This window comes from Brevundimonas goettingensis, assembly GCF_017487405.1.
Lineage (GTDB): Bacteria > Pseudomonadota > Alphaproteobacteria > Caulobacterales > Caulobacteraceae > Brevundimonas > Brevundimonas goettingensis.
The window spans coordinates 338,732-361,009 of record NZ_CP062222.1 but is presented as its reverse complement, the minus strand read 5'-3'; the positions used below and the strand labels follow the sequence as shown (position 1 = coordinate 361,009).

The 22,278-nt window shown below is 67.6% G+C and carries 22 protein-coding genes; 12 read left to right on the top strand and 10 right to left on the bottom strand.

The genetic code is table 11. The features are described 5' to 3' along the window. Window positions 1-2 precede the first annotated feature (2 nt). The gene (locus tag IFJ75_RS01835) at window positions 3-932 is read left to right on the top strand and encodes a 2-hydroxyacid dehydrogenase (protein ID WP_207870880.1); all 930 of its coding nucleotides are present in this window, start codon (window positions 3-5) and stop codon (window positions 930-932) included. Window positions 933-950: 18 nt separating this feature from the next. Here IFJ75_RS01835 and IFJ75_RS19620 read toward each other — a convergent pair whose 3' ends face one another. Next, window positions 951-1,439, bottom strand: coding sequence for an EF-hand domain-containing protein (locus IFJ75_RS19620; protein ID WP_225896939.1), 489 nt, complete (start codon window positions 1,437-1,439; stop codon window positions 951-953). Window positions 1,440-1,579: 140 nt separating this feature from the next. On the opposite strand from IFJ75_RS19620, the gene IFJ75_RS01825 reads away from it, so the two are divergent. The 6 genes from IFJ75_RS01825 to metH all read left to right on the top strand — a co-directional run bounded on the left by IFJ75_RS01825 (window position 1,580) and on the right by metH (window position 9,500). Then, window positions 1,580-2,545, top strand: a complete 966-nt coding sequence (locus tag IFJ75_RS01825; RefSeq protein ID WP_207870879.1) for an ArsR/SmtB family transcription factor — start codon at window positions 1,580-1,582, stop codon at window positions 2,543-2,545. 1 nt (window position 2,546) lies between these two features. Next, window positions 2,547-3,530 carry a methylenetetrahydrofolate reductase [NAD(P)H] gene (metF, locus tag IFJ75_RS01820; protein WP_207870878.1) on the top strand — a complete coding sequence of 328 codons (984 nt, stop codon included), beginning with the start codon at window positions 2,547-2,549 and terminating at the stop codon, window positions 3,528-3,530. Continuing rightward, window positions 3,530-4,618 carry a homocysteine S-methyltransferase family protein gene (locus IFJ75_RS01815; protein ID WP_207870877.1) on the top strand — a complete coding sequence of 363 codons (1,089 nt, stop codon included), beginning with the start codon at window positions 3,530-3,532 and terminating at the stop codon, window positions 4,616-4,618. Before metF ends, IFJ75_RS01815 begins: the two co-directional genes overlap by 1 nt. 80 nt (window positions 4,619-4,698) lie before the next feature. Then, entirely contained in the window at window positions 4,699-6,270 is a 1,572-nt protein-coding gene (locus IFJ75_RS01810; protein WP_318781051.1) for a flavin monoamine oxidase family protein, read from the top strand. 14 nt (window positions 6,271-6,284) lie between these two features. Then, window positions 6,285-6,821 (top strand): RidA family protein, encoded by a 537-nt coding sequence (locus IFJ75_RS01805; protein WP_207870876.1) that lies wholly within the window; start codon window positions 6,285-6,287, stop codon window positions 6,819-6,821. A 12-nt stretch (window positions 6,822-6,833) separates the two neighbouring features. Beyond that, window positions 6,834-9,500 (top strand): methionine synthase, encoded by a 2,667-nt coding sequence (metH, locus tag IFJ75_RS01800; RefSeq protein WP_207870875.1) that lies wholly within the window; start codon window positions 6,834-6,836, stop codon window positions 9,498-9,500. Window positions 9,501-9,670: 170 nt separating this feature from the next. On the opposite strand, the gene IFJ75_RS01795 is transcribed toward metH, so the two are convergent. After that, on the bottom strand, window positions 9,671-10,264 hold the full coding sequence (locus IFJ75_RS01795) for a hypothetical protein (RefSeq protein ID WP_207870874.1): 594 nt from the start codon (window positions 10,262-10,264) through the stop codon (window positions 9,671-9,673). Window positions 10,265-10,475: 211 nt separating this feature from the next. Beyond that, window positions 10,476-13,427 carry a TonB-dependent receptor plug domain-containing protein gene (locus IFJ75_RS01790; protein ID WP_207870873.1) on the bottom strand — a complete coding sequence of 984 codons (2,952 nt, stop codon included), beginning with the start codon at window positions 13,425-13,427 and terminating at the stop codon, window positions 10,476-10,478. 329 nt (window positions 13,428-13,756) lie between these two features. Between IFJ75_RS01790 and IFJ75_RS01785 the strand changes: the two genes are divergently transcribed. Both IFJ75_RS01785 and IFJ75_RS01780 read left to right on the top strand, forming a co-directional pair. Beyond that, window positions 13,757-14,263, top strand: a complete 507-nt coding sequence (locus IFJ75_RS01785) for a hypothetical protein (RefSeq protein WP_207870872.1) — start codon at window positions 13,757-13,759, stop codon at window positions 14,261-14,263. 9 nt (window positions 14,264-14,272) lie between these two features. Further along, on the top strand, window positions 14,273-14,677 hold the full coding sequence (locus IFJ75_RS01780; RefSeq protein WP_207870871.1) for a TIGR01244 family sulfur transferase: 405 nt from the start codon (window positions 14,273-14,275) through the stop codon (window positions 14,675-14,677). A 15-nt stretch (window positions 14,678-14,692) separates the two neighbouring features. Here IFJ75_RS01780 and IFJ75_RS01775 read toward each other — a convergent pair whose 3' ends face one another. Further along, complete coding sequence (locus tag IFJ75_RS01775) at window positions 14,693-14,839, bottom strand: hypothetical protein (RefSeq protein ID WP_207870870.1); 147 nt, start codon at window positions 14,837-14,839, stop codon at window positions 14,693-14,695. A gap of 143 nt (window positions 14,840-14,982) precedes the next feature. Between IFJ75_RS01775 and IFJ75_RS01770 the strand changes: the two genes are divergently transcribed. Continuing rightward, the gene (locus IFJ75_RS01770; RefSeq protein ID WP_207870869.1) at window positions 14,983-15,885 is read left to right on the top strand and encodes an MBL fold metallo-hydrolase; all 903 of its coding nucleotides are present in this window, start codon (window positions 14,983-14,985) and stop codon (window positions 15,883-15,885) included. On the opposite strand, the gene IFJ75_RS01765 is transcribed toward IFJ75_RS01770, so the two are convergent. From IFJ75_RS01765 to IFJ75_RS01755, 3 genes are all read right to left on the bottom strand, one after another. Then, on the bottom strand, window positions 15,882-16,595 hold the full coding sequence (locus IFJ75_RS01765) for a hypothetical protein (protein ID WP_207870868.1): 714 nt from the start codon (window positions 16,593-16,595) through the stop codon (window positions 15,882-15,884). The genes IFJ75_RS01770 and IFJ75_RS01765 overlap by 4 nt on opposite strands. A 63-nt stretch (window positions 16,596-16,658) precedes the next feature. After that, the gene (gene aroC, locus IFJ75_RS01760; protein ID WP_207870867.1) at window positions 16,659-17,747 is read right to left on the bottom strand and encodes a chorismate synthase; all 1,089 of its coding nucleotides are present in this window, start codon (window positions 17,745-17,747) and stop codon (window positions 16,659-16,661) included. A gap of 9 nt (window positions 17,748-17,756) precedes the next feature. After that, window positions 17,757-18,476 carry a DnaJ C-terminal domain-containing protein gene (locus tag IFJ75_RS01755; RefSeq protein ID WP_207870866.1) on the bottom strand — a complete coding sequence of 240 codons (720 nt, stop codon included), beginning with the start codon at window positions 18,474-18,476 and terminating at the stop codon, window positions 17,757-17,759. Window positions 18,477-18,585: 109 nt separating this feature from the next. Between IFJ75_RS01755 and pdxH the strand changes: the two genes are divergently transcribed. Together pdxH and IFJ75_RS01745 are read left to right on the top strand one after the other, a co-directional pair. After that, window positions 18,586-19,260 carry a pyridoxamine 5'-phosphate oxidase gene (pdxH, locus tag IFJ75_RS01750; protein ID WP_207870865.1) on the top strand — a complete coding sequence of 225 codons (675 nt, stop codon included), beginning with the start codon at window positions 18,586-18,588 and terminating at the stop codon, window positions 19,258-19,260. Between the two features lie 167 nt (window positions 19,261-19,427). Then, complete coding sequence (locus IFJ75_RS01745) at window positions 19,428-20,285, top strand: hypothetical protein (protein ID WP_207870864.1); 858 nt, start codon at window positions 19,428-19,430, stop codon at window positions 20,283-20,285. A gap of 82 nt (window positions 20,286-20,367) precedes the next feature. Here the strand turns inward: IFJ75_RS01745 and IFJ75_RS01740 are convergent, their stop codons facing one another. From IFJ75_RS01740 to IFJ75_RS01730, 3 genes are all read right to left on the bottom strand, one after another. Continuing rightward, entirely contained in the window at window positions 20,368-20,913 is a 546-nt protein-coding gene (locus tag IFJ75_RS01740; protein ID WP_263973007.1) for a TetR/AcrR family transcriptional regulator, read from the bottom strand. Window positions 20,914-21,056: 143 nt separating this feature from the next. Then, window positions 21,057-21,719, bottom strand: coding sequence for a uridine kinase (udk, locus tag IFJ75_RS01735; RefSeq protein ID WP_207870862.1), 663 nt, complete (start codon window positions 21,717-21,719; stop codon window positions 21,057-21,059). A gap of 58 nt (window positions 21,720-21,777) precedes the next feature. Then, entirely contained in the window at window positions 21,778-22,167 is a 390-nt protein-coding gene (locus IFJ75_RS01730; RefSeq protein ID WP_207870861.1) for a hypothetical protein, read from the bottom strand. Window positions 22,168-22,278: the final 111 nt, after the last annotated feature.

Here is a 22,278-nt window from a genome sequence, read left to right as displayed (position 1 = left end):
TCATGACCACGCGTCCCGCCGTCCTGATCATGCAGCGCCATCTGGGCCAGCTGACGCCGTTTCTGGAGGGAAGCTACGACGTCTATCGCTTCTGGGAGGGGCCGCCCGCGGAGGTGGAGGCGCGGATCGGGGCGATCGTGGTGGCGGGCGAGTTCGAGCTCGACAAGGCTCTGATCGAACGACTGCCGAACCTGAAACTGGTCGCCTGTTTCACCTCGGGCTACGACCGGATCGATGTGGAGTGGTGCCGGGCGCGCGGCCTGCCGGTGACCCATGCGCCCGGCGTCAATCACGAGGATGTCGCCGATCACGCCATCGGCCTGATCCTGGCGGCGCGACGCAAGATCGTCGAGGGCGACCGCCATCTGCGCGCCGGGGAATGGACGCCCGAGACGCGCATCCTCACCCCCTCGCTGAAGGGTCAGAAGGTCGGGATCGTCGGCCTGGGCCTGATCGGTCAGGCGGTGGCCCGGCGCGCCGAGGTCATGCGAATGGCGGTACGCTGGTGGGGGCCCAGGGATCGCCCCGCCCACTGGCCCCGGGCCGCCTCCGTGCTGGAGCTGGCGAAGGCCAGCGACATCCTGGTCGTCGCCTGCCGCGTGGACGACAGCAATGTCGGTCTGATCTCGAAGGAGGTCATCGAGGCGCTCGGCCCGTCAGGCTTGCTGGTCAATGTCTCGCGCGGCCAGGTGCTGGACGAGGCGGCGGTGATCTCGGCCCTCAGGTCCGGCGCCTTGGGTCAGGCGGCGCTCGACGTCTTCACCCACGAGCCGGCCGATCCGGCCGACTGGGCGGACGTACCCAATACCGTGCTCACGCCCCACACCGCCGGGGCCACGACCGAGGCGGTGCAGGGCATGTTGATGCTGATGGTTCAGAACCTGGCGGCGGTCTTCAACGGCGAACCGCTGAAGACCCCGATCCAGAACTGATCCTTATTCGCCCCGGGCCTACTCGCCCTGCGGCATCTGCATGCCGCCGCCGTCCGAGGGCGGCATCATGCCGCCGCCGGGACCGCCGGGGCCGCCCTGGCCGCCGCCCGGACGCATCATGCCACGCATGGCCTGCAGCTCTTCCGGGGTGACCGTGCCGTCATGGTTGGCGTCCAGACGGGCGAACATCGCCGCCGTCATCGCGTGATATTCGTCCAGGGTCACCGTGCCGTCGTGGTTGGCGTCGGCGCGCTCCATGCCGCGGCCGGCGCTCATCATGCTGCCGGGGGTCGGAGGCGGGGTCAGTTCGGCGCCGGTCAGGGAGCCGTCGTGGTTGGCGTCCAGCGAATGGAAGCGGGTGTCGGACCGTTCCTGCATCTGGGCCAGGGTGAAGGGGCCCATCTGGGCCATGCCGCCCATCGGACCGCCCCCGGGACCCTGCTGGGCGGAGGCGGCGAAGGGAGCAGCGGCCAGGACGGCAGCAGCAGCAAGAGCGAGGCGGATCATGGAAAAATCTCCTGAGGACTTCCTTTGAACGAGGCCTCCGCGGCCTTCCGTCGCGGGAATTCGATCAATATCCCCGATCCCGCCCGTCGCCGCGCGTTTCTTCCTTGCAAAATCATATAAGGATATCTTTATATAAGCCCATGAGCCTCTCCGCCGACCAGACCATCGATGCCCTGCGCGCCGCCGGCGAGCCCACGCGGTTACGGGTGCTGTCGCTGCTGACCGGCGAGGAACTGTCGGTGATGGAGCTGTCGCGGGTGCTGCAGCAGAGCCAGCCCCGCGTCTCGCGCCACCTCAAGCTGATGGCCGACGCCGGGCTGATCGAACGTTTTCCGGACGGCGCCCGGGTCTTTTATCGCATTTCCTCGGACCCGCTGGCGCGGCGGCTGGTCGAGACGGTGCTGGACCTGCTGGACGATTCCGAAGGCGAGGCCGACCATCGCCGGCTGGATGAGGTCCGCGACGAACGCGCCGCCGCCGCCGCCGCCTATTTCGAACAGGTCGCCCCCCAGTGGGACCGCATCCGCTCGCTCTATGTCGCCGAGACGGCCGTCGAAAGCGCGGTCGAGGCCGCCGCCGGCCCCGGTCCGTTCGAGCGGGTCGTCGATCTGGGCACCGGCTCGGGCCGGATGCTGACCCTGCTGGGCAAGAAGGCGAAGATGTCGGTCGGGCTGGATCTCAGCCACAACATGCTCAACATCGCCCGGTCGAACGTCGCCCGCGCGGGCGTGGAGAAGGTCGAACTCAGGCACGGCGACATCTTCGCCACCCGTCTGCCCTCGGCCAGCGCCGATCTGGTGATCGTGCACCAGGTGCTTCACTACCTCGCCGACCCTCACGCCGCCGTGGTCGAGGCCGCGCGGCTGGTCGCGCCCGGCGGCCGGATCCTGATCGTGGACTTCGCCCCGCACGAGATGGAAAGCCTGCGCGAGGAGCATCAGCACCGCCGCCTGGGCTTCGCCGACGAAGAGGTCGCCGGCTGGCTGACCGACTGCGGCCTGACCACCCTGCCGACCGTGGCCCTGCCGCCCGACGCGGACGGTCTGACCGTCACCATCTGGACCGGCGTCCGCGCCGCCTCCTCCGATTCCCGAAAGGCCGCCTGATATGGCCCCCGCTTCCCAAGGCCTCCAATCTCAAGGGTTGGCCGCCGCCCGCGCCCTGCTGCTCTCGCCGCTGGGCCCCGTCGCCCGTGCGGGCGACAACGCCAATCCGGTGCGGGTCTCGTTCGAGTTCTTTCCGCCCAAGACCGACAAGGCCGAACAGACCCTTTGGGAGGCCGTGCGCCGGCTGGAGCCGCTCAACCCGGCGTTCGTCTCGGTGACCTACGGCGCCGGCGGCTCGACGCGTGAGCGCACCCACCGCACGGTCCAGCGCATGCTGGCAGAGACGAGCCTGCGTCCCGCCGCCCACCTGACCTGCGTCGAGGCTTCACGCGCCGAGGTCGATGAGGTGATCGAGAGCTACAAGGCTATCGGCGTCGACCATATCGTCGCCCTGCGCGGCGACCCGCCCCATCCTGAGTCAGGGGGCGCAACTGGCATCGGCGGCGTCTATACGCCCCGCGCCGATGGATACGCCAACGCCACCGAACTGGCCCAGGCCATCGGCCGCGTCGGCGGCTTCGACATCTCGGTCGGCGCCTATCCGGAGAAGCATCCGGAAAGCCCGTCGATCGACCACGACATCGACGTCATCAAGGCCAAGATCGACGCGGGCGCGACCCGGCTGATCAGCCAGTTCTTCTTCGACATCGACGCCTTCCTGCGCTTCCGCGACCGCATCCGCGCGGCGGGGATCACCGCACCCCTGCTGCCCGGGATCATGCCGGTATCGAACTTCGCCGGCCTGCAGCGGATGAGCGCGTCGTGCGGCGCCTCGGTGCCGCAATGGCTGGCCAACCACTTCGAGGGCCTGGACGACGATCCCGAGACCCGCAAGCTGCTGGCCGCCTCGGTCGCCGCCGAGACCTGCGCCCGGCTGCAGGAGGAGGGCTTCCAGGACTTCCACTTCTACACCCTGAACCGCGCCGACCTGGTCTATGCGATCTGCCGCGTTCTGGGCGTCCGCGAACAAAAGGTCGCCGCCTAATGGCTCTCACCCGCTCTGAACGTATCGCCGCCCTGCACAAGGCCGCGAAGGAACGCATCCTGGTCCTCGACGGCTCGTGGGGTGTGATGATCCAGCGCCGCGGCCTGGAAGAGCACGACTTCCGCGGCGACCGCTTCGTCACAGCCAACGGCTATGACGAGAAGGAGCAGATGAAGGGCAACAACGACATTCTGTGCGTCACCCGCCCGGACATCATCGCCGATCTGCACGACCAGTATTTCGCCGCCGGCGCCGACATCTCCGAGACCAACACCTTCTCCGGCACCGTCATCGCCCAGGACGATTACAAGCTGGACGAACAGGCGGTCTGGGACATCAACCTCGAAGGCGCGAAACTGGCCCGCGCCGCCGCCGATCGCTGGACCGAGAAAGAGCCGCACAAGCCGCGCTTCGCCGCCGGCTCCATCGGCCCGCTGAACAAGATGCTGTCCATGTCGTCGGACGTGAACGACCCCGGCGCGCGTCTGGTCACCTTCGACCAGGTCTATGAGGCCTATCGTCATCAGGTGAAGGCGCTCAACGAGGGCGGCGTCGACCTCTATCTGATCGAGACCATCACCGACACGCTGAACTGCAAGGCGGCGATCAAGGCCATCAAGGACCTTGAGGACGAGGGTATGGACGCCCTGCCGATCTGGATCTCGGGCACCATCACCGACCGCTCGGGCCGCACCCTTTCGGGTCAGACGGCCGAGGCCTTCTGGAACTCGGTGCGCCACGCCAAGCCCTTCGCCATCGGGTTCAACTGCGCCCTCGGGGCCGACCTGATGCGGCCCTTCATCGCCGAACTGAGCCGCGTCGCCGACACCCTGGTCGCCGCCTATCCCAACGCCGGCCTGCCCAACGCCATGGGCCAGTACGACGAGGAGCCGCACGAGACCGCCCATTTCATCGAGGAGTGGGCCGAGGCCGGTCTGGTCAACATCGTCGGCGGTTGCTGCGGCACCACCCCCGACCACATCGCCCACGTCGCACAAGGCGTGTCGAACCTGCCGCCGCGCCCGATTCCCGAGCGCCCGGTCGCCATGCGGCTTTCGGGTCTCGAACCGTTCGAAATGGCAGGATGACCGTCCGCGCCCGTCCTTTTCTATGGTCTCGCTTCCTGAAGCGTGTTGCTCTTCTCGCATCTGCGAGAGGGGACTGAATCATGAGCGGGACGAGGCGGGCGTTTCTGACACGGTTGGCGGCGGTGGCCGGGACCGGCGGCATGTATATGGCCATGCGGGCCATGGGTCTGGTCGACGACGGCGTCGCCCATGCCGAGACCCCATCCCTGCGCCCCGGCTCGGGCAATGGATCGAGCGTGGTTATTCTCGGCGCGGGTCTGGCCGGGCTTAGTGCAGCCTGGGAGCTGAAGAAGGCCGGATACGCCGTCACCGTGCTGGAGGCCCGCGACCGGGTCGGGGGGCGCAACTGGACCGTCCGGCGCGGTTCGAAGATCGCCCACACCGACAAGCCGGAACAGACCTGCACCTTCGAGGACGGCCAGTATTTCAACGCCGGTCCCGCCCGCATCCCCAGCCACCATCAGGCCACCCTCGGCTACTGCCAGGAGCTGGGCGTCGAGATGGAGGTGCTGGTCAACCACTCTGACTCCGCCCTGATCCAGGCCGACGGCTTCAACGGCGGTAAGCCGATGCAGATGCGTCAGGCCATCCACAATGTGCGGGGTCACGTGGCCTCACTGCTGGCCAAGGGGGTCAGGAACGGTGGCGTCGACACCGCCCTGACCGCCGAGGATCAGGCGAGGCTGGTCGAGAATCTGATCGGCTGGGGCGGGCTGGATGCCGACCTTGCCTTCCGCCACAGCGAGTCTTCCGGCCTGCTGGTCGAGCCGGGCGCCGGAGACGTCGTCGGCAAGCCGCGCGACGCCATGGTGCTGGCCTCCCTGCTGCATCCGATGGCCTGGGGCGCGCCGACCTTCCACGACATCATCGACATGCAGGCGACCATGCTCCAGCCGGTCGGGGGCATGGACCGCATCCCTATGGCCTTCGCCGGGAAACTGGGCCGCGCCATTACCCTGAACGCCCAGGTCACCGGCCTGAAGCGCAAGGGCGCGGGCGTTGAGGTCGCGTGGATGGACCGGGCGGGCGCGACGCATGCGACGACCGCCGACCACTGTATCTGCACCATCCCCTTCCCGGTTCTGGCCGGGATCGAGAACGACTTCTCGTCAAACCGTCAGGCGGTGATCAAGAACGCGGTCTATGGCGACTCGACCAAGATCGCCTTCCAGTCGCCGCGCTTCTGGGAGGCCCGTGACCAGATCTACGGCGGGCTCAGCTTCACCGACCGCGACACCCTGATGACCTGGTATCCGTCGGGCCGGTTCCTGCATCCGACGGGCGTCCTTGTCGCCGGCTACAGCTTCGCCGGGCCCGCGACCCGGCTGGGCTCCCTGCCGCTGGCTGAAGGTCAGGCCTATGCGCGCGAGACGGTGGAGCGGCTGCACCCCGGCCAGTCGGGCAAGCTGACCGACGGCGTCACCGTCCACTGGGGCAAGGTCCCGTTCAACCTCGGCATCGCCGGCGAAGTGGCCCAGGAAGACCCCGCAGGCTATACGCTGATGAACGATCCCGACGGCCCGTATCTGTTCGCGGGCGAACACCTCAGCCACGTCGGCGCCTGGCAGCAGGGCGCCATCGTCTCGGGCTGGCGCGCCGTCAACGCCATCGCCGCCCGCCGCGCCAGCCAGTCTTTGGCCCAACCCGCCTGAAGGAGACCGTGACCATGTTCAAGATCGCTTTCGCCGCCGCCTTTATGGGCGCCGCCCTCGTCGCCGCGCCCGCCTTCGCCCAGACCCCTTCGGCGCCGGCGCCCGCCTCCTCGATCGAACGCACCTACCCCTCCCCCACCGCCTTCATCGCCTCGACGGTGACGGTGCCCGCCGGGACCGAGCTGATCTTCCTCTCGGGCCAGCTGCCGGACGTCGCCGACACGACCGCCCCCGCCGGAACGGTCGCCGCCTATGGCGACACCGAGACCCAGGCCGCCTCGACCTTCGCCAAGATCGAACGGCTGCTGGCCACGCGCGGCCTGACCATGGGCGACGTGGTCTCCATGACCGTCTATCTGATGGCCGCGCCCGGCTCGGACCGCATGGACTTCACCGGGATGATGAAGGCCTACGGCAAATATTTCGGCACGCCCGAACAACCCAACCGCCCCTCGCGCTCGACGGTGCAGGTCGCGGGCCTCGCCGGCCCCGGCTTCCTGGTCGAGATCGAGGTCACGGCCGCCCGCACCCCCGCGGCGCGCGCCCACTAAGGATACCCCGCCTTGCGTCCTGCCTACCTCAACATCGGCGAACGAACCAACGTCACCGGTTCGGCCAAATTCCGTAAGCTGATCGTCGAGGGGAACTACACCGCCGCGCTCGATGTCGCGCGTCAGCAGGTCGAGGCCGGCGCCGCCGTCATCGACATCAACATGGACGAGGGCCTGCTGGATTCGAAGCAGGCGATGATCACCTTCCTCAACCTGATCGCGGCCGAGCCCGACATCGCCCGCGTGCCGGTGATGATCGACAGCTCGAAGTGGGAAGTGATCGAGGCGGGGCTGAAGTGCGTCCAGGGCAAGCCCATCGTCAACTCCATCTCCATGAAGGAGGGGGAGGACAAGTTCCGCGAACAGGCCGTGGCCTGCCTGCGCTACGGCGCCGCCGTCGTGGTCATGGCCTTCGACGAGGTCGGTCAGGCCGACACGGCCGCGCGCAAGATCGAGATCTGCACCCGCGCTTATCGCATCCTGGTGGACGAGGTCGGCTTCCCGCCCGAGGACATCATCTTCGACCCCAATATCTTCGCCGTGGCAACGGGGATCGAGGAGCACGACAACTATGCCGTCGACTTCATCGAGGCGACGAAGGTCATCAAGGCGACCCTGCCCTACGCCCGGGTCTCAGGCGGGGTGTCGAACGTCTCGTTCAGCTTCCGCGGCAATGAGCCGGTGCGCCGGGCGATCCACTCGGTCTTTCTGTACCACGCCATCGCCGCCGGCATGGACATGGGCATCGTCAACGCGGGCGACCTGCCGGTCTATTCCGACATCGACCCGGTGCTGCGCGAGGCGGTCGAGGACGTCATCCTCAACCGCCCCCAGCGGACCAATGTCACCAACACCGAACGGCTGGTCGACATCGCCCCGGGCTTCAAGGGCGACAAGACCGAGGCCAGGGTCGTCAATCTTGAATGGCGCAACGCCCCGGTCGGCAAGCGTATCGAACACGCCCTGGTCAACGGCATTACCGAGTTCATCGACGCCGACACCGAAGAGGCGCGCCTGTCGTTCGACCGGCCCCTGCACGTCATCGAAGGTCCGCTGATGGACGGGATGAATGTGGTCGGCGACCTGTTCGGCTCGGGCAAGATGTTCCTGCCCCAGGTGGTCAAGTCGGCGCGGGTGATGAAGCAGGCGGTGGCCTGGCTCGAGCCCTTCATGGAGGCCGAAAAGGAGGGGCAGCCGCGCTCCTCGAACGGCAAGATCCTGATGGCCACCGTCAAGGGCGACGTCCACGACATCGGCAAGAACATTGTCGGCGTCGTTCTCCAGTGCAACAACTACGAGGTCATCGACCTCGGCGTCATGGTCCCGGCCGACCGCATCCTCGACGCCGCGAAAGAGCATGGCGTCGACATCATCGGCCTGTCGGGCCTGATCACCCCGTCGCTGGACGAGATGGTCTTCGTGGCGCGCGAGATGGAGCGCCGCGGCTTCGACATCCCCCTGCTGATCGGCGGCGCCACGACCAGCCGCACCCATACGGCGGTCAAGATCGAGCCCGGCTATCACAAGGGTTCGACCACCTATGTCATCGACGCCTCGCGCGCCGTGGGCGTGGTCTCGGGTCTGCTGTCCAGGACCGAGCGCGAGAAGAACGAGGCCGCCACGCGCGACGAATACGTCCGCATCCGCGAGCAGTACGCCCGGGGCCAGGAGGTCAAGGCGCGCGCTTCCCTGCCCGAGGCGCGCAAGAACCGCTTTACCGTCGATCCGGCCGACGCCATGCCCGGCAAGCCCTCCTTCATCGGCGTTCGCGCCTACGAAAGCTGGGACCTGCAGGACCTGGCCGACCACATCGACTGGACGCCCTTCTTCGCCAGCTGGGAACTGATCGGCCGCTATCCGTTGATCCTCGAGGACGAGGTGGTCGGTCAGGCCGCCAAGGACCTGTTCGCCGACGCCCAGACCATGCTGAAGCGGATCGTCGACGAGAAATGGTTCACGGCCAAGGGCGTGGTCGGCTTCTGGCCCGCCCAGGCCGTCGGTGACGACGTCGCCGTCTTCGCCGACGAAAGCCGCTCGGAAGAGATCGCCCGCTTCCACACCCTGCGTCAGCAGATCAAGAAGTCGAACGGCAAGCCCAACCTGGCCCTGTCGGACTTCGTGGCGGAACAGGGCGAGGACTATATCGGCGCCTTCGCCGTCACCGCCGGCCACGGCGAGCTGGAGAAGGCCAAGGCGTTCAAGGACGCCGGCGACGACTATTCGTCGATCATGGCCGCAGCCCTCGCTGACCGTCTGGCGGAGGCCTTCGCCGAACGGCTGCACAAGGAAGTCCGCACGCAGCTCTGGGGCTATGCGGCTGAGGAAGCGACCAGCGTCGACGACCTGATCGCCGAACAGTATCAGGGCATCCGCCCGGCCCCAGGCTATCCGGCCCAGCCCGACCATACGGAAAAGGCCACCCTGTTCCGCCTGCTCGACGCAGGGAACAACGCCGGCATGGCCCTGACCGAGAGCTTCGCCATGACGCCACCGGCTTCGGTCTCGGGCCTCTATTTCGGCCACCCCGGCAGCCACTATTTCGGCGTCGGCAAGATCGATCGCGACCAGATCGAGGACTACGCCCGCCGCAAGGGCTGGGACGTCGAGACCGCCGAACGCTGGCTGGCCCCGATCCTCAACTATGAGCCCGGCCAGGCGGCCCGAGGCGCGGCGGCGTGATGCAAAAAACCCTCTCCCATAGGGAGAGGGCTTGAGCCTCGGAGAGCGGAGCGATCCGAAAGGCGAAAGGGTGAGGGGTTGTCCCTTAACGGTGAGCGAAAGAACCCCTCACCCTCCCACTCACTAACGTTCGCGGGCCCCTCCCTCTCCCTATGGGAGAGGGGCGTGAACTACTGCGCCTGATCTTCCCCCACCGACTCCAGGCCGACGTCCTTGAGTGTCGCCGGCGGGGTCGTGATGTTCTCGCGAATGCGGCGGGCGGCGTGTTCGCAGCGGCCGGGCAGGCCGAAGAACAGGCCAAAGGCCTGGCTGCGCGCCGCCTCGTCGGTCTGGGCCAGGACGGCGGTCCAGCGACCGCTTGCCTCGGCCGCGGCGGCGTCGGCGGCGGCGCGGGTCGCGGCCGACTCGCGCGGGCGAGCGGCGGCCAGGGCGCCGCGGAAGTCCGCCGCCTCCAGCTTGCCAAGCCGGATGATCTCCAGATCCTCGGGATTGCGGTCGGTCAGGGTCTCGCCCAGCTTCACATGGCCGCTAACCAGGGCGTCGCACCAGGCGACCAGCGGATAGTCGCGATCCGGCGCGCCGCGCGGCATGGGGTTGGAATAGGCCAGGGCCTCGCGCATGCGCAGCTGGGCCGGGGTCTCGGCGACGGCGGCGTCCGACGCCGTGGCGATCGGTCCGTCCTGATCGTGCGGCGCCGGGTTCGTCAGGACTGGAGCCGTCTGGGTCTGGAACAGCAGGGCGGCGGCGGCGAGGAGGCTCAGCATGAAGAATCCGAAGTCGTTGAAACGGCTCGCCGGTGCGGAACTCTCCCGACGGCGCGCACCGTAACGCTTGTCGCCCGGGAATGGTTTTTCCGGGGCGAAGAAAAACACGGCTCGAAGAAAATCCATCCAAAGAAAAAGGCGGGGGATCCGAAGATCCCCCGCCCGTTTCCGTATCGAAAGTTCGCCGGTCCCGAAGGATCGGCAGGTTTGCTTAGAAGCTCGCCGAAACGCTGACGAACATGAAGCGACCCAGGGTGTCGTAGATTTGCCCGTAGGTGTTGCCGTTCTTCGAGGTGTCGCCCGAGTAGGTGAGCGGCGGATCGCGGTCGAAGACGTTGTTCACGCCGACGCGGCCCGAGACCGTGTCCGTGATCTGCCAGTCGGCCGAGAGGTCGAAGTAGTTCTGCTCTTCCAGCTCGTGGTCCAGGCGCGTCGGCGAGGTGCCGAGGCTCGATCCGTATTCGACCGAGCTGTAGTAGCGCCAGGTGCCGGCGACCGAGACGTTCCAGGGCGTGTTCCAGCCCAGGCGGACGCGGTGGCGCCATTCGGGGTTCGGCACGCCGCAAGGCACGCCGTAGTAGCCGACGCACTCGACCACCGAAGACGACTGGCCCAGACCGTCGTCCGATTCCAGCTTCTCGACCCAGGTGCCGACCAGGGCCAGGCTGAGCGAGCCGTAGGACGGAGCGCCCCAGTCGGCCAGATCGACGCCGTAGCTGGCGTTCAGGTCGACGCCCGAGGTCTTGACGCCACCGATGTTGATGTTGGTGGCTTCGACGTAGCCCGAGCCGATCCACAGCGAGCCGTTGGCCGGGTTGCGGTGGATGAGGGCGCAGGCCGAGGCCAGGTTGTCGTTGTAGCAGCTGTCCAGGGTGGTGGTCGGGTCCAGCGCGCTGACGGCATTGTCGAGCGTGATGTCGAAGTAGTCGACCGACGCGTTGAAGCCCGGCAGGAAGCTCGGCGTGAACACGACACCGGCGGTGAAGGTGTCGGCTTCTTCCGGCGTCAGGTTCGGGTTGCCGCCGAACAGGGCGTTGTACTGGTCAGCGGCGTTGTTCAGGCCGGCAGACTTGTAGTTGGCGGCCGGAACGCCCGTCGCCGTACACTGGGCCAGGGTGGCCGTGCCGGTCGAGGAGCAGGGATCGCCACCCAGACCAACGAGGCCGATCGACTGGGCCGAGAACAGTTCGACGACGTTCGGCGCGCGAACGGCGTGCGAGAAGCTGGCCCGCAGACGGACGTCCTGGGTCGGGGCGTAGTCGGCGCCGAACTTGTAGGTGTCGGTCGACAGGTTCGAATATTCCGAGTGACGGAAGGCCGCGTCGATCGAGGCCGAATAGGCCCAGGGCTGATCGTCGGCCAGAGGCACCTGGATTTCGCCGAACACGTCGGTGACGTCAGCGTCGCCGGCGATGTTCTGCGGAGCCGAACCCTGACCCGCGCCGTCACCCGAGGTGAAGGTGATGTCGAAGGTGTTTTCCAGGTAGTCGCGACGGTATTCGGCGCCGAACGCCACCTTCACGCCGCTGGCGGCCCAGGGCGACTGGATGTTGTAGACGCCGAGGTCGCCGGTGACGGCGGCCGTGACGACCTGCTGCGTGGTCGTGCCGGTGTTGACCAGCGGAACCTGCAGATAGTCCAGGGCGGCCTGGGTGACGCCGCCGGCCGAGAAGACGTTGTAGGGGACGCAGTTCGGGTCCGTGCCGTTGACGACCGAACGGCAGGTGGCGACGCCACCGACGCTGACGACGTCCAGGGCGTTGTTCAGACGACGGATCGAGAACTCGTTCAGATAGGTGCGCGCCAGGCGAACCTTCGAGAACTGGGCCGCGATGTCGTAGTTCCAGCCATCGGTGATCAGGCCGCGGAGACCGACGACGGCGCGGTAGGATTCGAACGTCAGCGAGTCCTGACGGCCGCCGCCTTCGACGTTACGACGCCCGACGTAGTAGGGCTTGGTGTTGTCGGCCGCGATGTCGGCCGCCGAGCACTCGATGGCAGCCTTCTGCTGTGCGGACATCAGCGGGTTGCCGCAGTTCAGGGTCGAGGTGTTGAAGAAGTCGCCCGACGGAGCGATCTGGGCCACCGACTGATAGTCGTTGAACATCAGCTGGGTGAAGGCCTCAGCGTGCTCGTTGATCTCATAGTGACCGAACGCGCCCAGGGTGTAGCGTTCGTCCGGGCGCTGGTAGTAGTTGGCCGGACCGAAGTTGTAGGCGCCGTTGGCCGTGCTGAACGGGACGAAGGTGTTGCCCGAGACGGTGTAGTTGTGGCCGAGGAAGTCGTTGAACTGGCCGGTCGCCGAGGTGCCCGAACCACCGCAGGTGTAGGTCGACGGGGCGGTGGCGGCGGGAACGGCGATCGTACAGGCCGAATAGTCGCGGTCGCGCTGCAGGATCGGGTTGTTCGAGCGGTAACCGGCATAGGCCAGGATGTTGCCCTTGCCGTCCGGCGAGCTGACGCCCATCGAGATGGTGATGTCGCGGCTTTCGCCGTCCGACACGTCGTCTTCCGGCAGCTTGAACTCGGCGGGGTTGGTCAGGCCACGACGCTCGATTTCGGCGCGGACGTTGCCGATGCCGTCATAGTCGTTGTGGTGCTGGTACATGCCGTACTGGGCATTGATCTGGATGCCTTCCAGATCCTTCTTCATGATGAAGTTCACGACGCCGGCGATGGCGTCCGAACCGTAGACGGCCGAGGCGCCGCCCGTCAGGACTTCAACACGATCGACCAGCTGGCCGGGGATCTGGTTCAGGTCGGCGGCGGTGTCGGCCGGCGAGCCGTAGCCCATGCGGCGACCGTCGATCAGGACCAGGGTGCGGTCCGAACCCAGGTTACGCAGCGAAACCGTCGCCGTGCCGGACGCGCCGTTCGAAACGGTCGAGTTCTGCGAGGTGAAGGCTTGCGGCAGTTGGGTGACCAGGTCTTCGACCCGGGTCACGCCGGCGACCTTGATGTCCTCCGAGGTCACCTGGGTGACGGGGCTGGTGGTCACGAGGTTGGCTTGCGGAATGCGCGAGCCCGTCACGACGACTTCGGCGACTTCATCGGATTGCGGGTCGGCGCTTTGCGCGAAGGCAGGCGCCGCGAAGGCCGCCAGGGCCGCCCCGGTGATGATGGTCGTGGCCAGAAGGCGTTGACGCGTTTGTTGGGTTCTCAAGGATCGTTCTCCTGAATGTGGCCCCGCTCCTTCCAGAAAGCTGGGCCCGACCTCTGTTTTGGTTTTCGCTGACCCCGGACCGGATTTCCGGATCGCTAACGAAGGTTAGGCGCCTTGTTCCGTGTTGCGCCACAGCAATTACACACGTGTAACAAACTCGCCCCGGGACTGTCGTATTCGAGACACGTTCTCTTCGGAGGCGACTATGACCCAACGAGCGACCGGTCTAAGGTCGTCCGAGACGAAAAATTTCCTGAATCCAACTGGAACCGGTGATCTCTACCATGCGTTTGCGCCCCCGATCCCTCCAGGGAACCTCCGCCCTATTCTTGGCCGTCACCTGTTTCGCCGCATTCGCGGACGCAGCATCAGCGCAACAGGCCGCGCCTGCAGAGCGCCCCGAAGTCCTGTCCCGGCTGGTCGCCTGCCGCGCCGTGACGGCCCCGGAAGCCCGTCTGGCCTGCTATGACGCCGCCGCCGGCGCCCTCGACACCGCCCAGCAGCAGGGCGAGGTCGTGGTTGTCGACCGGGCCCAGGTCACCGCCGCGCGGCGCCAGCTGTTCGGCTTCGAACTGCCCACCATCACCCTGTTCGAGCAGGGTCCGGCCCCGGAACGGATCGACTCGGTCGAGACAACTTTGACCCGCGCCGTCATGGCCGGGGAAAACAAATGGGTATTTGTACTGTCCGACGGCAGCACCTGGCGGCAGATCGACAGCGAGCGCGTGACCTTCCAGAACGAGGCCGGACAGGCGGTCCGGGTGCGTCGCGCCAGCCTGGGCAGCTATCTGCTGACGGTCGGGCGCAGCCGCGCCGTGCGTGTTCGCCGGCAATAGGAGCGACGCATGTCGAACTTTCGCCAGCTGGTTCCGGGCGTCCTGGTCTCCGGTCAGGTCCTGCCGGACGATCTGACCGAAGCAGTCGCACTGGGCGTGCGCCGCGTCGTCAACAATCGACCCGACCATGAAGAGCCTGGCCAGCCGGTCTCGGCCGAGATCGAGGCGGCGGCCCGCGCCGCCGGGCTGGACTATGTCCACGCTCCTGCCCGCGGCCTGCCGGATGCCGGCGTGGTTGAGGCGGTCGCCGCGGCGCTGGAGGACGGCGCGCCTGTGCTGTTGTTCTGCAAGTCCGGTATGCGGTCGACCGCCGCCTGGGCCCTGGCCTCGAGCCGCTCGGGCGCCCTGTCGCGCGACCAGATCCTGAACGCCGCCGCCGCCGCCGGCTACAACCTCGGCGGCCTGCCCCTCTGATCTGGCGGGTCGGGCCTAGCGGATCAGTGCGGCGCGCGCCGCATAGGGCGCCGGTTCGGGCGTGCAGGAGGCGGTGATCAGTTGCGCCGCCATGAGACACAGAATCGCGGCCGCGACAGGCTGGAGCCGATTTGAGACATTAAGGGCGATGGCTTTGGCCATGACGCAGCTCCAGGAGAGGATTTACGTCTTGTTAAGGCAAGGGCCGGGCCAGCCTTGTCGCCGGCTCCGGATTCTCGACACCAATGGTCCCGTTCCGGCTAGATCAACCGCCCCAACCCCGCGCGCTGATGGAAAATCGCCCGATGATTCCTTTCGTTCGTGACATCGATGTCGTCCATGGCCGCCGCGATCAGGTCTCGCCGCTGACACAGAGGGTCATCGCCGACAACCCGGGCCCCTTCACCTTCACCGGCACCGGAACCTATATCGTCGGGCGCCCTGAGCCCGGGTCCGCCGTCGCCGTGATCGATCCCGGCCCGCCAGACGACGCCCATCTGAAGGCCCTGCTGGCGGCGGTCGACGGCCGGCGCGTCAGCCATGTGCTGGTCACCCACACTCACCGCGATCTCTCCCCTCGCCCGTCCCTTCGCCGAAGCGACCGGAGCGGTCATCCTGGCCGCCCGCCCGCCCGCCCACACCATCCACGCCTCCGCCCCCTTGAAGAGGACGAGGACGACGACTTCGCGCCCGATGTGATTCTGACCGGCGGCGAGGTGATCCCGGGCGACGGCTGGACGATCGAGGCCCTGGCCACCCCGGGTCACGCTTCCAACCACATGGCCTTTGTCCTGCGGGAAGAGAACGCCCTGTTCAGCGGCGACCATGTCATGGGCTGGTCCACCACCGTCGTCGCCCCGCCGGACGGGGACATGGCCGACTATATGGCCAGCCTCGACGCCGTCATCGCCCGCGACTTCGCCGTCATCTGGCCCACCCACGGCGCGCCCATCACGGACCCCGCCCCCTTCCTGATCGCCTATCGCGCCCACCGTCAGGCGCGCGAGGACCAGGTGCTGGAGCGGCTGGCCGCCGGGGATCGCGCCATCGCCGACATGGTCCCCGTGCTCTACGCAGCCGTCGACAAGCGACTGTGGCCCGCCGCCAGTCTGTCGGTTCTCGCCCATCTGACCAAGCTGGCGCGCGACGGCCGGGTCACGGCCGAACCGGCGGCCGGTCTGGACGCGATCTGGAGCCTGAGAACCTAGGCCGTCATCCCGGCGAGGATCTGGCGCGCCAGGCGACAGGCCTTGCCCTGGTCGTGGTCGGGATCGCGGGCGGTGACGCGCACATCGGTCCGGCCCGGCCGGATGCGGACCACGGCGTCATAAGTGCGGTTGTACCAGAAGGTGATCAGGGTTCCGGAGCCGCCGCCGACCCCCGCTGCCGGGATGTCGAAGCCCGCCTTGTCCAGACCATAGGCGGCGACGCTCGGGGCCACCTGGGTGGGCAGGAAGCTGACCTCGCAGCCTCCGGCGTCCGCGAGGGCCGGAACGGGCGCGGCGTGATCGCGCGCACGGGCGGCGATAACCCGCTCGGGATAGTAGGGAGAATCGGCGGCGTTGGTCGAAACGTCGCCACCGCCCCGGGCGTCGCGGGCCAGGGCGTAGTGCCAGCCGAAGGCGCCGATCGTCAGCAGCGAGATCACGACCGCCGCCAGCCCCAGCGACCCGGCATAGCGCCGCTCGGCCAGTGCGGCGAAGGCCGCGTAAAGGGCTCCGAACACACCGATCACGGCCAGCACGGGCACGACCTTCAGGGTGAGAACGTCCAGCGCGAAACTGATGGACCAGACATTGAACTTGAAGCCCAGCAGGGCGGCAAAGGCCGTCAGCGGCGCCAGGGCTGCGATCAGCACGCCGAGCCGGGCACGGCGAAACATGCGGGTGCGGCGATCATGCTGGGGCGAAGCGCTCATGGGGTCAGCCTAGCCAAGCTCACCCGCCCCGGCCACCCCCTACCCGCCGGGGTTGATCGGCGCTCACCGACCCGCCTGGGCCCGGTGCCTGAGCATGGCGTCGGCCAGGACGCAGGCGGCCATGGCCTCGACCACCGGCACGCCGCGCAGGGCGACGCAGGGATCGTGCCGCCCCTTGGTCCTGAGATCGACCTCCTCGCCGTCGCGGTTGACCGTCTGGCGCAGGGTCAGGATTGAGGAGGTCGGCTTGAACGCCACCTTCAGGGTCAGCGGCTGCCCCGTGGAAATCCCGCCCAGGATGCCGCCCGCACGGTTGGACAGGAAGACGGGGTCGCCGTCCTCGCCCATCCGCATTTCGTCCGCATTGGCCTCCCCGGTCAGTTCGGCCGCGCCGAAGCCCGCGCCGATCTCGACACCCTTGACCGCATTGATCGACATCATGGCCGCGGCCAGTTCAGCGTCCAGCTTGGCATAGAGGGGCGCGCCCCAGCCGGCCGGCACGCCCGTGACCTCCAGCGCCACCACCGCGCCGATCGAGGACCCGGCCTTGCGGACGCCGTCCAGATAGGCCTCCCATTCGGGCACGACCGCTTCCGAGGCGGCGAACAGGGGGTTCTGATAGACGGCGTCGAAATCGACGGCCTCGTCGGCGATCCGGTGCGGGCCCAACTGGACCACGCCGGCGCGGATCCTGATCCCCTCGCCCAGCACCTTCCTCGCCACCCCGCCCGCCGCGACCCGGCTGGCGGTCTCGCGCGCCGAGGACCGGCCGCCGCCGCGATAGTCGCGCACGCCGTATTTGGCCTGATAGGTCACATCGGCATGGCCGGGGCGATAGGCGCGGGCGATCTCGCCATAGTCCTTGGACCGCTGGTCCTCGTTCTGGATCTCGATGGCGATCGGGGTCCCCGTCGTGACCGGCCCGTTTCCGTCGTCGAAGACGCCCGACAGGATGCGCGCGGTATCGCTCTCGTTCCTCTGGGTCACGAACCGGCTGCCGCCGGGCTTCCTCAGATCCAGCCAGGGCTGCAGATCGGCCTCGGTCAGGGCGATCAGGGGCGGACAGCCGTCCACCACGCAGCCGATCGCCGGCCCATGGCTCTCGCCCCAGGTCGTCACGCGAAACAGATGGCCGAAGGTGTTGTGGGACATGGCCCCCGCTTAAGCCGCCAGACGCTCCGGCGTCCAGACCCGCGTGAACCGGGCCAGCAGATGTTCGGCGGCCGAGGGCGCGTCCTCGGACGGCTGAAGCGTCACGAACAGATGGCCCGCCGGCCGGCTTCCCCGCGCCGGCAGACCCATGTCGCGCAGCCGGATGCGCACCGGGACCGTCAGCCCGGGCGTGACCCAGGCGCCCCGCGTGCCGGCGTATGTGTCGATCTCGACCCGGCCGCCGTCCTCGATCAGGCGCGGCGCCACGGCCCAGCTCATGTGCAGGTCATCGCCCAGCACCGTCAGCCCGTCGGACGGGCGGATCAGGATCGGCAGATAGAGGTCGGCGCCGTCGGCGGCCGCCCCGCGCAGCCTCAGATGATCGCCGGTCCGCATGCCGGGGGCGACGGTGATCTTCAGCCGCTTCTGGCCCAGCCGCACCGTGGTCTGGCCGCCCAGCACCGCCTGCACCGGATTGATCCCCACCACCGGCAGGGCCTCGGGCGAGGCCTTCGGGGCCTCCAGCGGGGTCAGGGCCCCGCCCTCCTCCAGGATCAGGCGCCAGGCGGCGATCACGCGGCGGAAGCGGTCGTCGTCGCCGCCGGGAAGGTCGGGTCGTGCAGCCTTGACCGCCGTCCGGAACGCCCGCCTCACGGCGTCTCCGTCCGTCGGGCCGTGCAGGCCGAGAATGGCATAGGCCTGGGTCAGGGTCTGGCTGGGCGCGCGCATCCGCAAGCCTTGTCGCCAACATGGTCAAGAGCGGGTTAACCTCGTTCTCGGGCGGGCGTCTTGATCCAGAACAATGCGTTTTGCATCACAAGCCGCTATATCCCGGCCCATGACGAACGCCGCCATCCCCGCCAGCCCCGACCGCGAGACCTATGCGCGGGACTATGCCGCCGCCCTCGCCGCCAACGGCGACGAGACCATCTTCGACCGGGCCGAGCCCATCGGCCTGTTCCTGGAGTGGCTGGCGGATGCGAAGGCGACCGAGCCCAACGACCCCAACGCCATGGCCCTGTCGACGGTCGACGCGTCGGGCGCGCCGGACAGCCGGATGGTCCTGCTCAAGGACATCGACGACCGGGGCTTCACCTTCTTCTCCAACGCCGAGAGCGACAAGGGCGTCGAGCTGGCGGCCCACCCCGTCGCGGCCTTGCTGTTCCACTGGAAGTCCCTGCGCCGTCAGGTGCGGGTGCGCGGCCGGGTCGAGCCGGTGAGCGTCGAGGAAGCGGACGCCTATTTCGCCACCCGAGCAAGGGAGAGCCGCATCGGCGCCTGGGCCTCGGACCAGTCCCGCCCCCTGGCCGACCGCGAGACCCTGGAAGCCGCCGTCGCCCGCGAGACCGCCCGCTTCGACGGCCAGGACGTCCCCCGCCCCGCCCGCTGGACCGGCTGGCGCGTCATTCCCGAGGCGGTGGAGTTCTGGCGCGACCGCCCCTTCCGCCTGCACGACCGGCTGAGGTTCGACCGCGCCGATGGCGAATGGCGGCGCGAGCGGCTGTATCCCTAGACGGCCGGCGAGGTTCAGCGGCGCTCGACGGAAATTCCGAACGCCCTCCAGGGACCGGAAGCGGCGGAGATTTCCTCTCCCGCCGCCTGAGGCTCGGCATTCTTGATATTGCCCGATCTTTCGCGCTTAAACGCTCGGAGTCAGATACCCAGGCGGCAGGACGCTGAATGACCACGACGGCGCCCCGTATCGCAATAATCGTCAGCGGCCAGACCCGGTGTATCGATCGAACGCTGCACCTGTTCCGGGGCTGGACCGAGACAGCGGATCTTTTCGTCGTGACGAACCGCGCTGAAGACGCCGCCCAGAAGGAACTCCTGGGCCTCGCAAAGGCCTGGCGGTTTATCGAGGACGACAGCGCGCTGGCCGAGGAAGAGGCTGCGCTTCTGACACACCCCGAAGGCGGCAAGGCGGCCCAGTGGCTGAAGCTGGCTGAGGCGTGGCGTCTTCTGGAAGCCTACGAAGCCGAGCACGACATCCGCTACGACGCTGTCTACAAGCTGCGCACCGACCTGCACTACGTACCGGACGCCCGACTTGATCATGTCCGGCATCTCGCGTCTCCGGATGAGATTTTCATGGAGAGCGATCTCGTTTTCGGCGGCTCGCGAAAAGCGTTTGCCCACGCCGCGGCCTTTCATAGCCGCGTCAGCTACTATTGGGGCGACCACCTCGCATTCAAGCCGATCCCGATTGCCCCGATGCTGGCGTCACACCCGAATGCGGGGCGCTTTCACTGGTTCAACTACCCCAAGACCATGTTCCCCGATCTGATCCGGTGGGACGACGAACATTCGTTCCGTGCCGAACTCACGGCACGGGCGGACGAGCTGGAAGCCTATAATCGTGATCCCGGCAGCGTGCTCGACTGCTTCAATGGCCGCGGCGAACTGTTCCGCGAACTTGTGTTCCCGAGCGAGCCTGCCTTCGCGCATCACCTCCTGGTCAGCGGCCTGTCCTGTCAGAGGATTTTGCCGGGGCTGCTTGAGCCGGCGTGTCTGATGGAAGACCGACGTCAGGTCTGACGGGCCGCGCAGGACAGACCATTGCCGGCGCAGGCCCGCACGAGGTCAAACGCCGGCCTCTGTTCAGCCGCAAGAGACGCCCCTACTTCGCCCCATACCGCGCCAGGAAGGTCTCCACCGCGTCCGAGACGATCTGTTCGATGGAGCGCGCGGCCTGGACCTCGTCGCCGGTGACCAGGGGCATGAAGAAGATGGGGTGTTCGATCATCCCCATCAGCTGGCCCGCCGCCCAGGACGGTTTGTCGATCACCAGCTCGCCCGAGGCCTTCAGCTCCATCAGGGCGGTCATCAGGGGACGGCCGAAGTCGCTGCGGCCGCGGTCGAAGAACTTCATCGCCGTATCGCGGAAGCGCGGCCGCTCGGCCATCACCAGACGGAAGACCGACCGCACGAAGGGGTCGCCCATGAAGCCGGCATAAGCGGTCATGAACTGCGTCAGCCGCTCGCGCGCCGGGCCGCCGACAGCGCCCACATGGGACATCTGCCGCTCGAAATCGTCGGCGGCGTCCACGATCACCGCCGCGAACAGATCCTCCTTGGAGGGGAAATAGGCATAGAGGGTGGCGGTGGAGACCCCGGCCTCGCGCGCGATCGGCTCGATCCGCGTGGCCGCGTATCCGGCGCTCATGAACGGTTTGCGCGCGCTGCGGAGAATGGCCGCCTTTCGGGGGTCTTCAGGGGAGGACGGCGGGGGCGTTTGGCTCTCGGGGGGCATTTGACCGACTGCTGTTATTCTCAGCCTGTCGCGAAACGGCGAAGCTCGCAAGCAAATTAGCGAGCCCGTTCAGCCCTTTCGACCAGAGGGGCCAGAAGCGGGTGCGCCAGAACCGGCGCCGCCAGCCGCACCACGGCCTGGGGATCTTCCAATCGGACCGCCGCCGTAGCATCGGCGACAATGAAGTCTGCGTGGGTTTTGGAGGGCTCGGTCAGCCGCTCGTGGCCGGGGCGCACGGTCAGCAGATACTGGTGAATGACCGACTCGGCCGTGCGACCGCGCTCGGCCTGGTCGCGCAGCAGCCGGCGGATGAAGCGGATGTCGGACGGGGTGTCGACGAAGACCCGGATGTCGAACAGTTCGGTCATCCCGGGAGTGCACAGAACGTGGGTGCCCTCGACCACGATCACCTCGGCGGCGGGGATCGGTTCGCCCTCCGGCTCACGCCCGTGGTGGATGAAGGAATAGACCGGCGCCGTGATCGGCTTGCCCGCCTTCAGCCGCGTCAGGTCCTCGGCCATCAGCTCATGATCGCGCGCCGCCACATCATCGAAGTCGAAGGTTGCGGCGTCGAAGTCCGGCAGGCTGGCCGCATCGCGGTAGTAGGAATCTTCGCGCACCAGCACCGCCGCCCCTTCGGGCAGGGACGAGACGATCGCCTCGGCGAGCGTGCTTTTGCCGGAGCCGGAGCCCCCCGTGATTGCGATCAGGATAGTCATGGCGGCCTTCTAGGGCCTGAGGCCCCCACCCGCTAGTAGGGCCCGCTAGTAGGGCCCGCTAGTAGGGCCAGGCGTTGCCGAAGGTGAACACCGACACGGTCATGCCGGTCACGAGCAGGATGAACAGGGCCAATTTGTTCATGAGAAGCCCGCGGACCTGCCGCTCGCGCGCCCTCACGATCGCATGAATTGATACGCCGATCGAAAGAAGAACCAGAACGGCGGGCCCGGCGATCGTCGCCGCCGGCCCTGCGCCCACCAATTCGCCGACAATCGCGAAGGGAACACCACACATCAGCCAGGCCCAGACGCTGATTATGCCGATCCAGGCGCCCACTGGAGAGGCGGCCAGGGCAATGAAAACTCCACCGCCGAACAGACCCCACCAGGGGAAGGGCCAACCGATCGGTTCCGGGCCGCTGAAAGAGGAGGGCTTCGCGCTGTCCATCCCAACATCTTGATGCAGGCAGGGTTTCCAGTTCGTGGAGTGACGTTGGGTCACGTTTGCTTATCAGCGTTCACCTGAGTAGCTTGCCCGCAAGCGCCGCGATCAGCCGGT

Bases quoted from the DNA above. Each gene is read 5' to 3' on its own strand.
- IFJ75_RS01835 (WP_207870880.1), top strand. From the start codon at position 3: ATGACCACGCGTCCCGCCGTCCTGATCATGCAGCGCCATCTGGGCCAG.
- IFJ75_RS19620 (WP_225896939.1), bottom strand. From the start codon at position 1,439: ATGATCCGCCTCGCTCTTGCTGCTGCTGCCGTCCTGGCCGCTGCTCCC.
- IFJ75_RS01825 (WP_207870879.1), top strand. From the start codon at position 1,580: ATGAGCCTCTCCGCCGACCAGACCATCGATGCCCTGCGCGCCGCCGGC.
- metF (WP_207870878.1), top strand. From the start codon at position 2,547: ATGGCCCCCGCTTCCCAAGGCCTCCAATCTCAAGGGTTGGCCGCCGCC.
- IFJ75_RS01815 (WP_207870877.1), top strand. From the start codon at position 3,530: ATGGCTCTCACCCGCTCTGAACGTATCGCCGCCCTGCACAAGGCCGCG.
- IFJ75_RS01810 (WP_318781051.1), top strand. From the start codon at position 4,699: ATGAGCGGGACGAGGCGGGCGTTTCTGACACGGTTGGCGGCGGTGGCC.
- IFJ75_RS01805 (WP_207870876.1), top strand. From the start codon at position 6,285: ATGTTCAAGATCGCTTTCGCCGCCGCCTTTATGGGCGCCGCCCTCGTC.
- IFJ75_RS01795 (WP_207870874.1), bottom strand. From the start codon at position 10,264: ATGCTGAGCCTCCTCGCCGCCGCCGCCCTGCTGTTCCAGACCCAGACG.
- IFJ75_RS01780 (WP_207870871.1), top strand. From the start codon at position 14,273: ATGTCGAACTTTCGCCAGCTGGTTCCGGGCGTCCTGGTCTCCGGTCAG.
- IFJ75_RS01775 (WP_207870870.1), bottom strand. From the start codon at position 14,839: ATGGCCAAAGCCATCGCCCTTAATGTCTCAAATCGGCTCCAGCCTGTC.
- IFJ75_RS01770 (WP_207870869.1), top strand. From the start codon at position 14,983: ATGATTCCTTTCGTTCGTGACATCGATGTCGTCCATGGCCGCCGCGAT.
- IFJ75_RS01765 (WP_207870868.1), bottom strand. From the start codon at position 16,595: ATGAGCGCTTCGCCCCAGCATGATCGCCGCACCCGCATGTTTCGCCGT.
- aroC (WP_207870867.1), bottom strand. From the start codon at position 17,747: ATGTCCCACAACACCTTCGGCCATCTGTTTCGCGTGACGACCTGGGGC.
- IFJ75_RS01755 (WP_207870866.1), bottom strand. From the start codon at position 18,476: ATGCGCGCGCCCAGCCAGACCCTGACCCAGGCCTATGCCATTCTCGGC.
- pdxH (WP_207870865.1), top strand. From the start codon at position 18,586: ATGACGAACGCCGCCATCCCCGCCAGCCCCGACCGCGAGACCTATGCG.
- IFJ75_RS01745 (WP_207870864.1), top strand. From the start codon at position 19,428: ATGACCACGACGGCGCCCCGTATCGCAATAATCGTCAGCGGCCAGACC.
- IFJ75_RS01740 (WP_263973007.1), bottom strand. From the start codon at position 20,913: ATGAGCGCCGGATACGCGGCCACGCGGATCGAGCCGATCGCGCGCGAG.
- udk (WP_207870862.1), bottom strand. From the start codon at position 21,719: ATGACTATCCTGATCGCAATCACGGGGGGCTCCGGCTCCGGCAAAAGC.
- IFJ75_RS01730 (WP_207870861.1), bottom strand. From the start codon at position 22,167: ATGGACAGCGCGAAGCCCTCCTCTTTCAGCGGCCCGGAACCGATCGGT.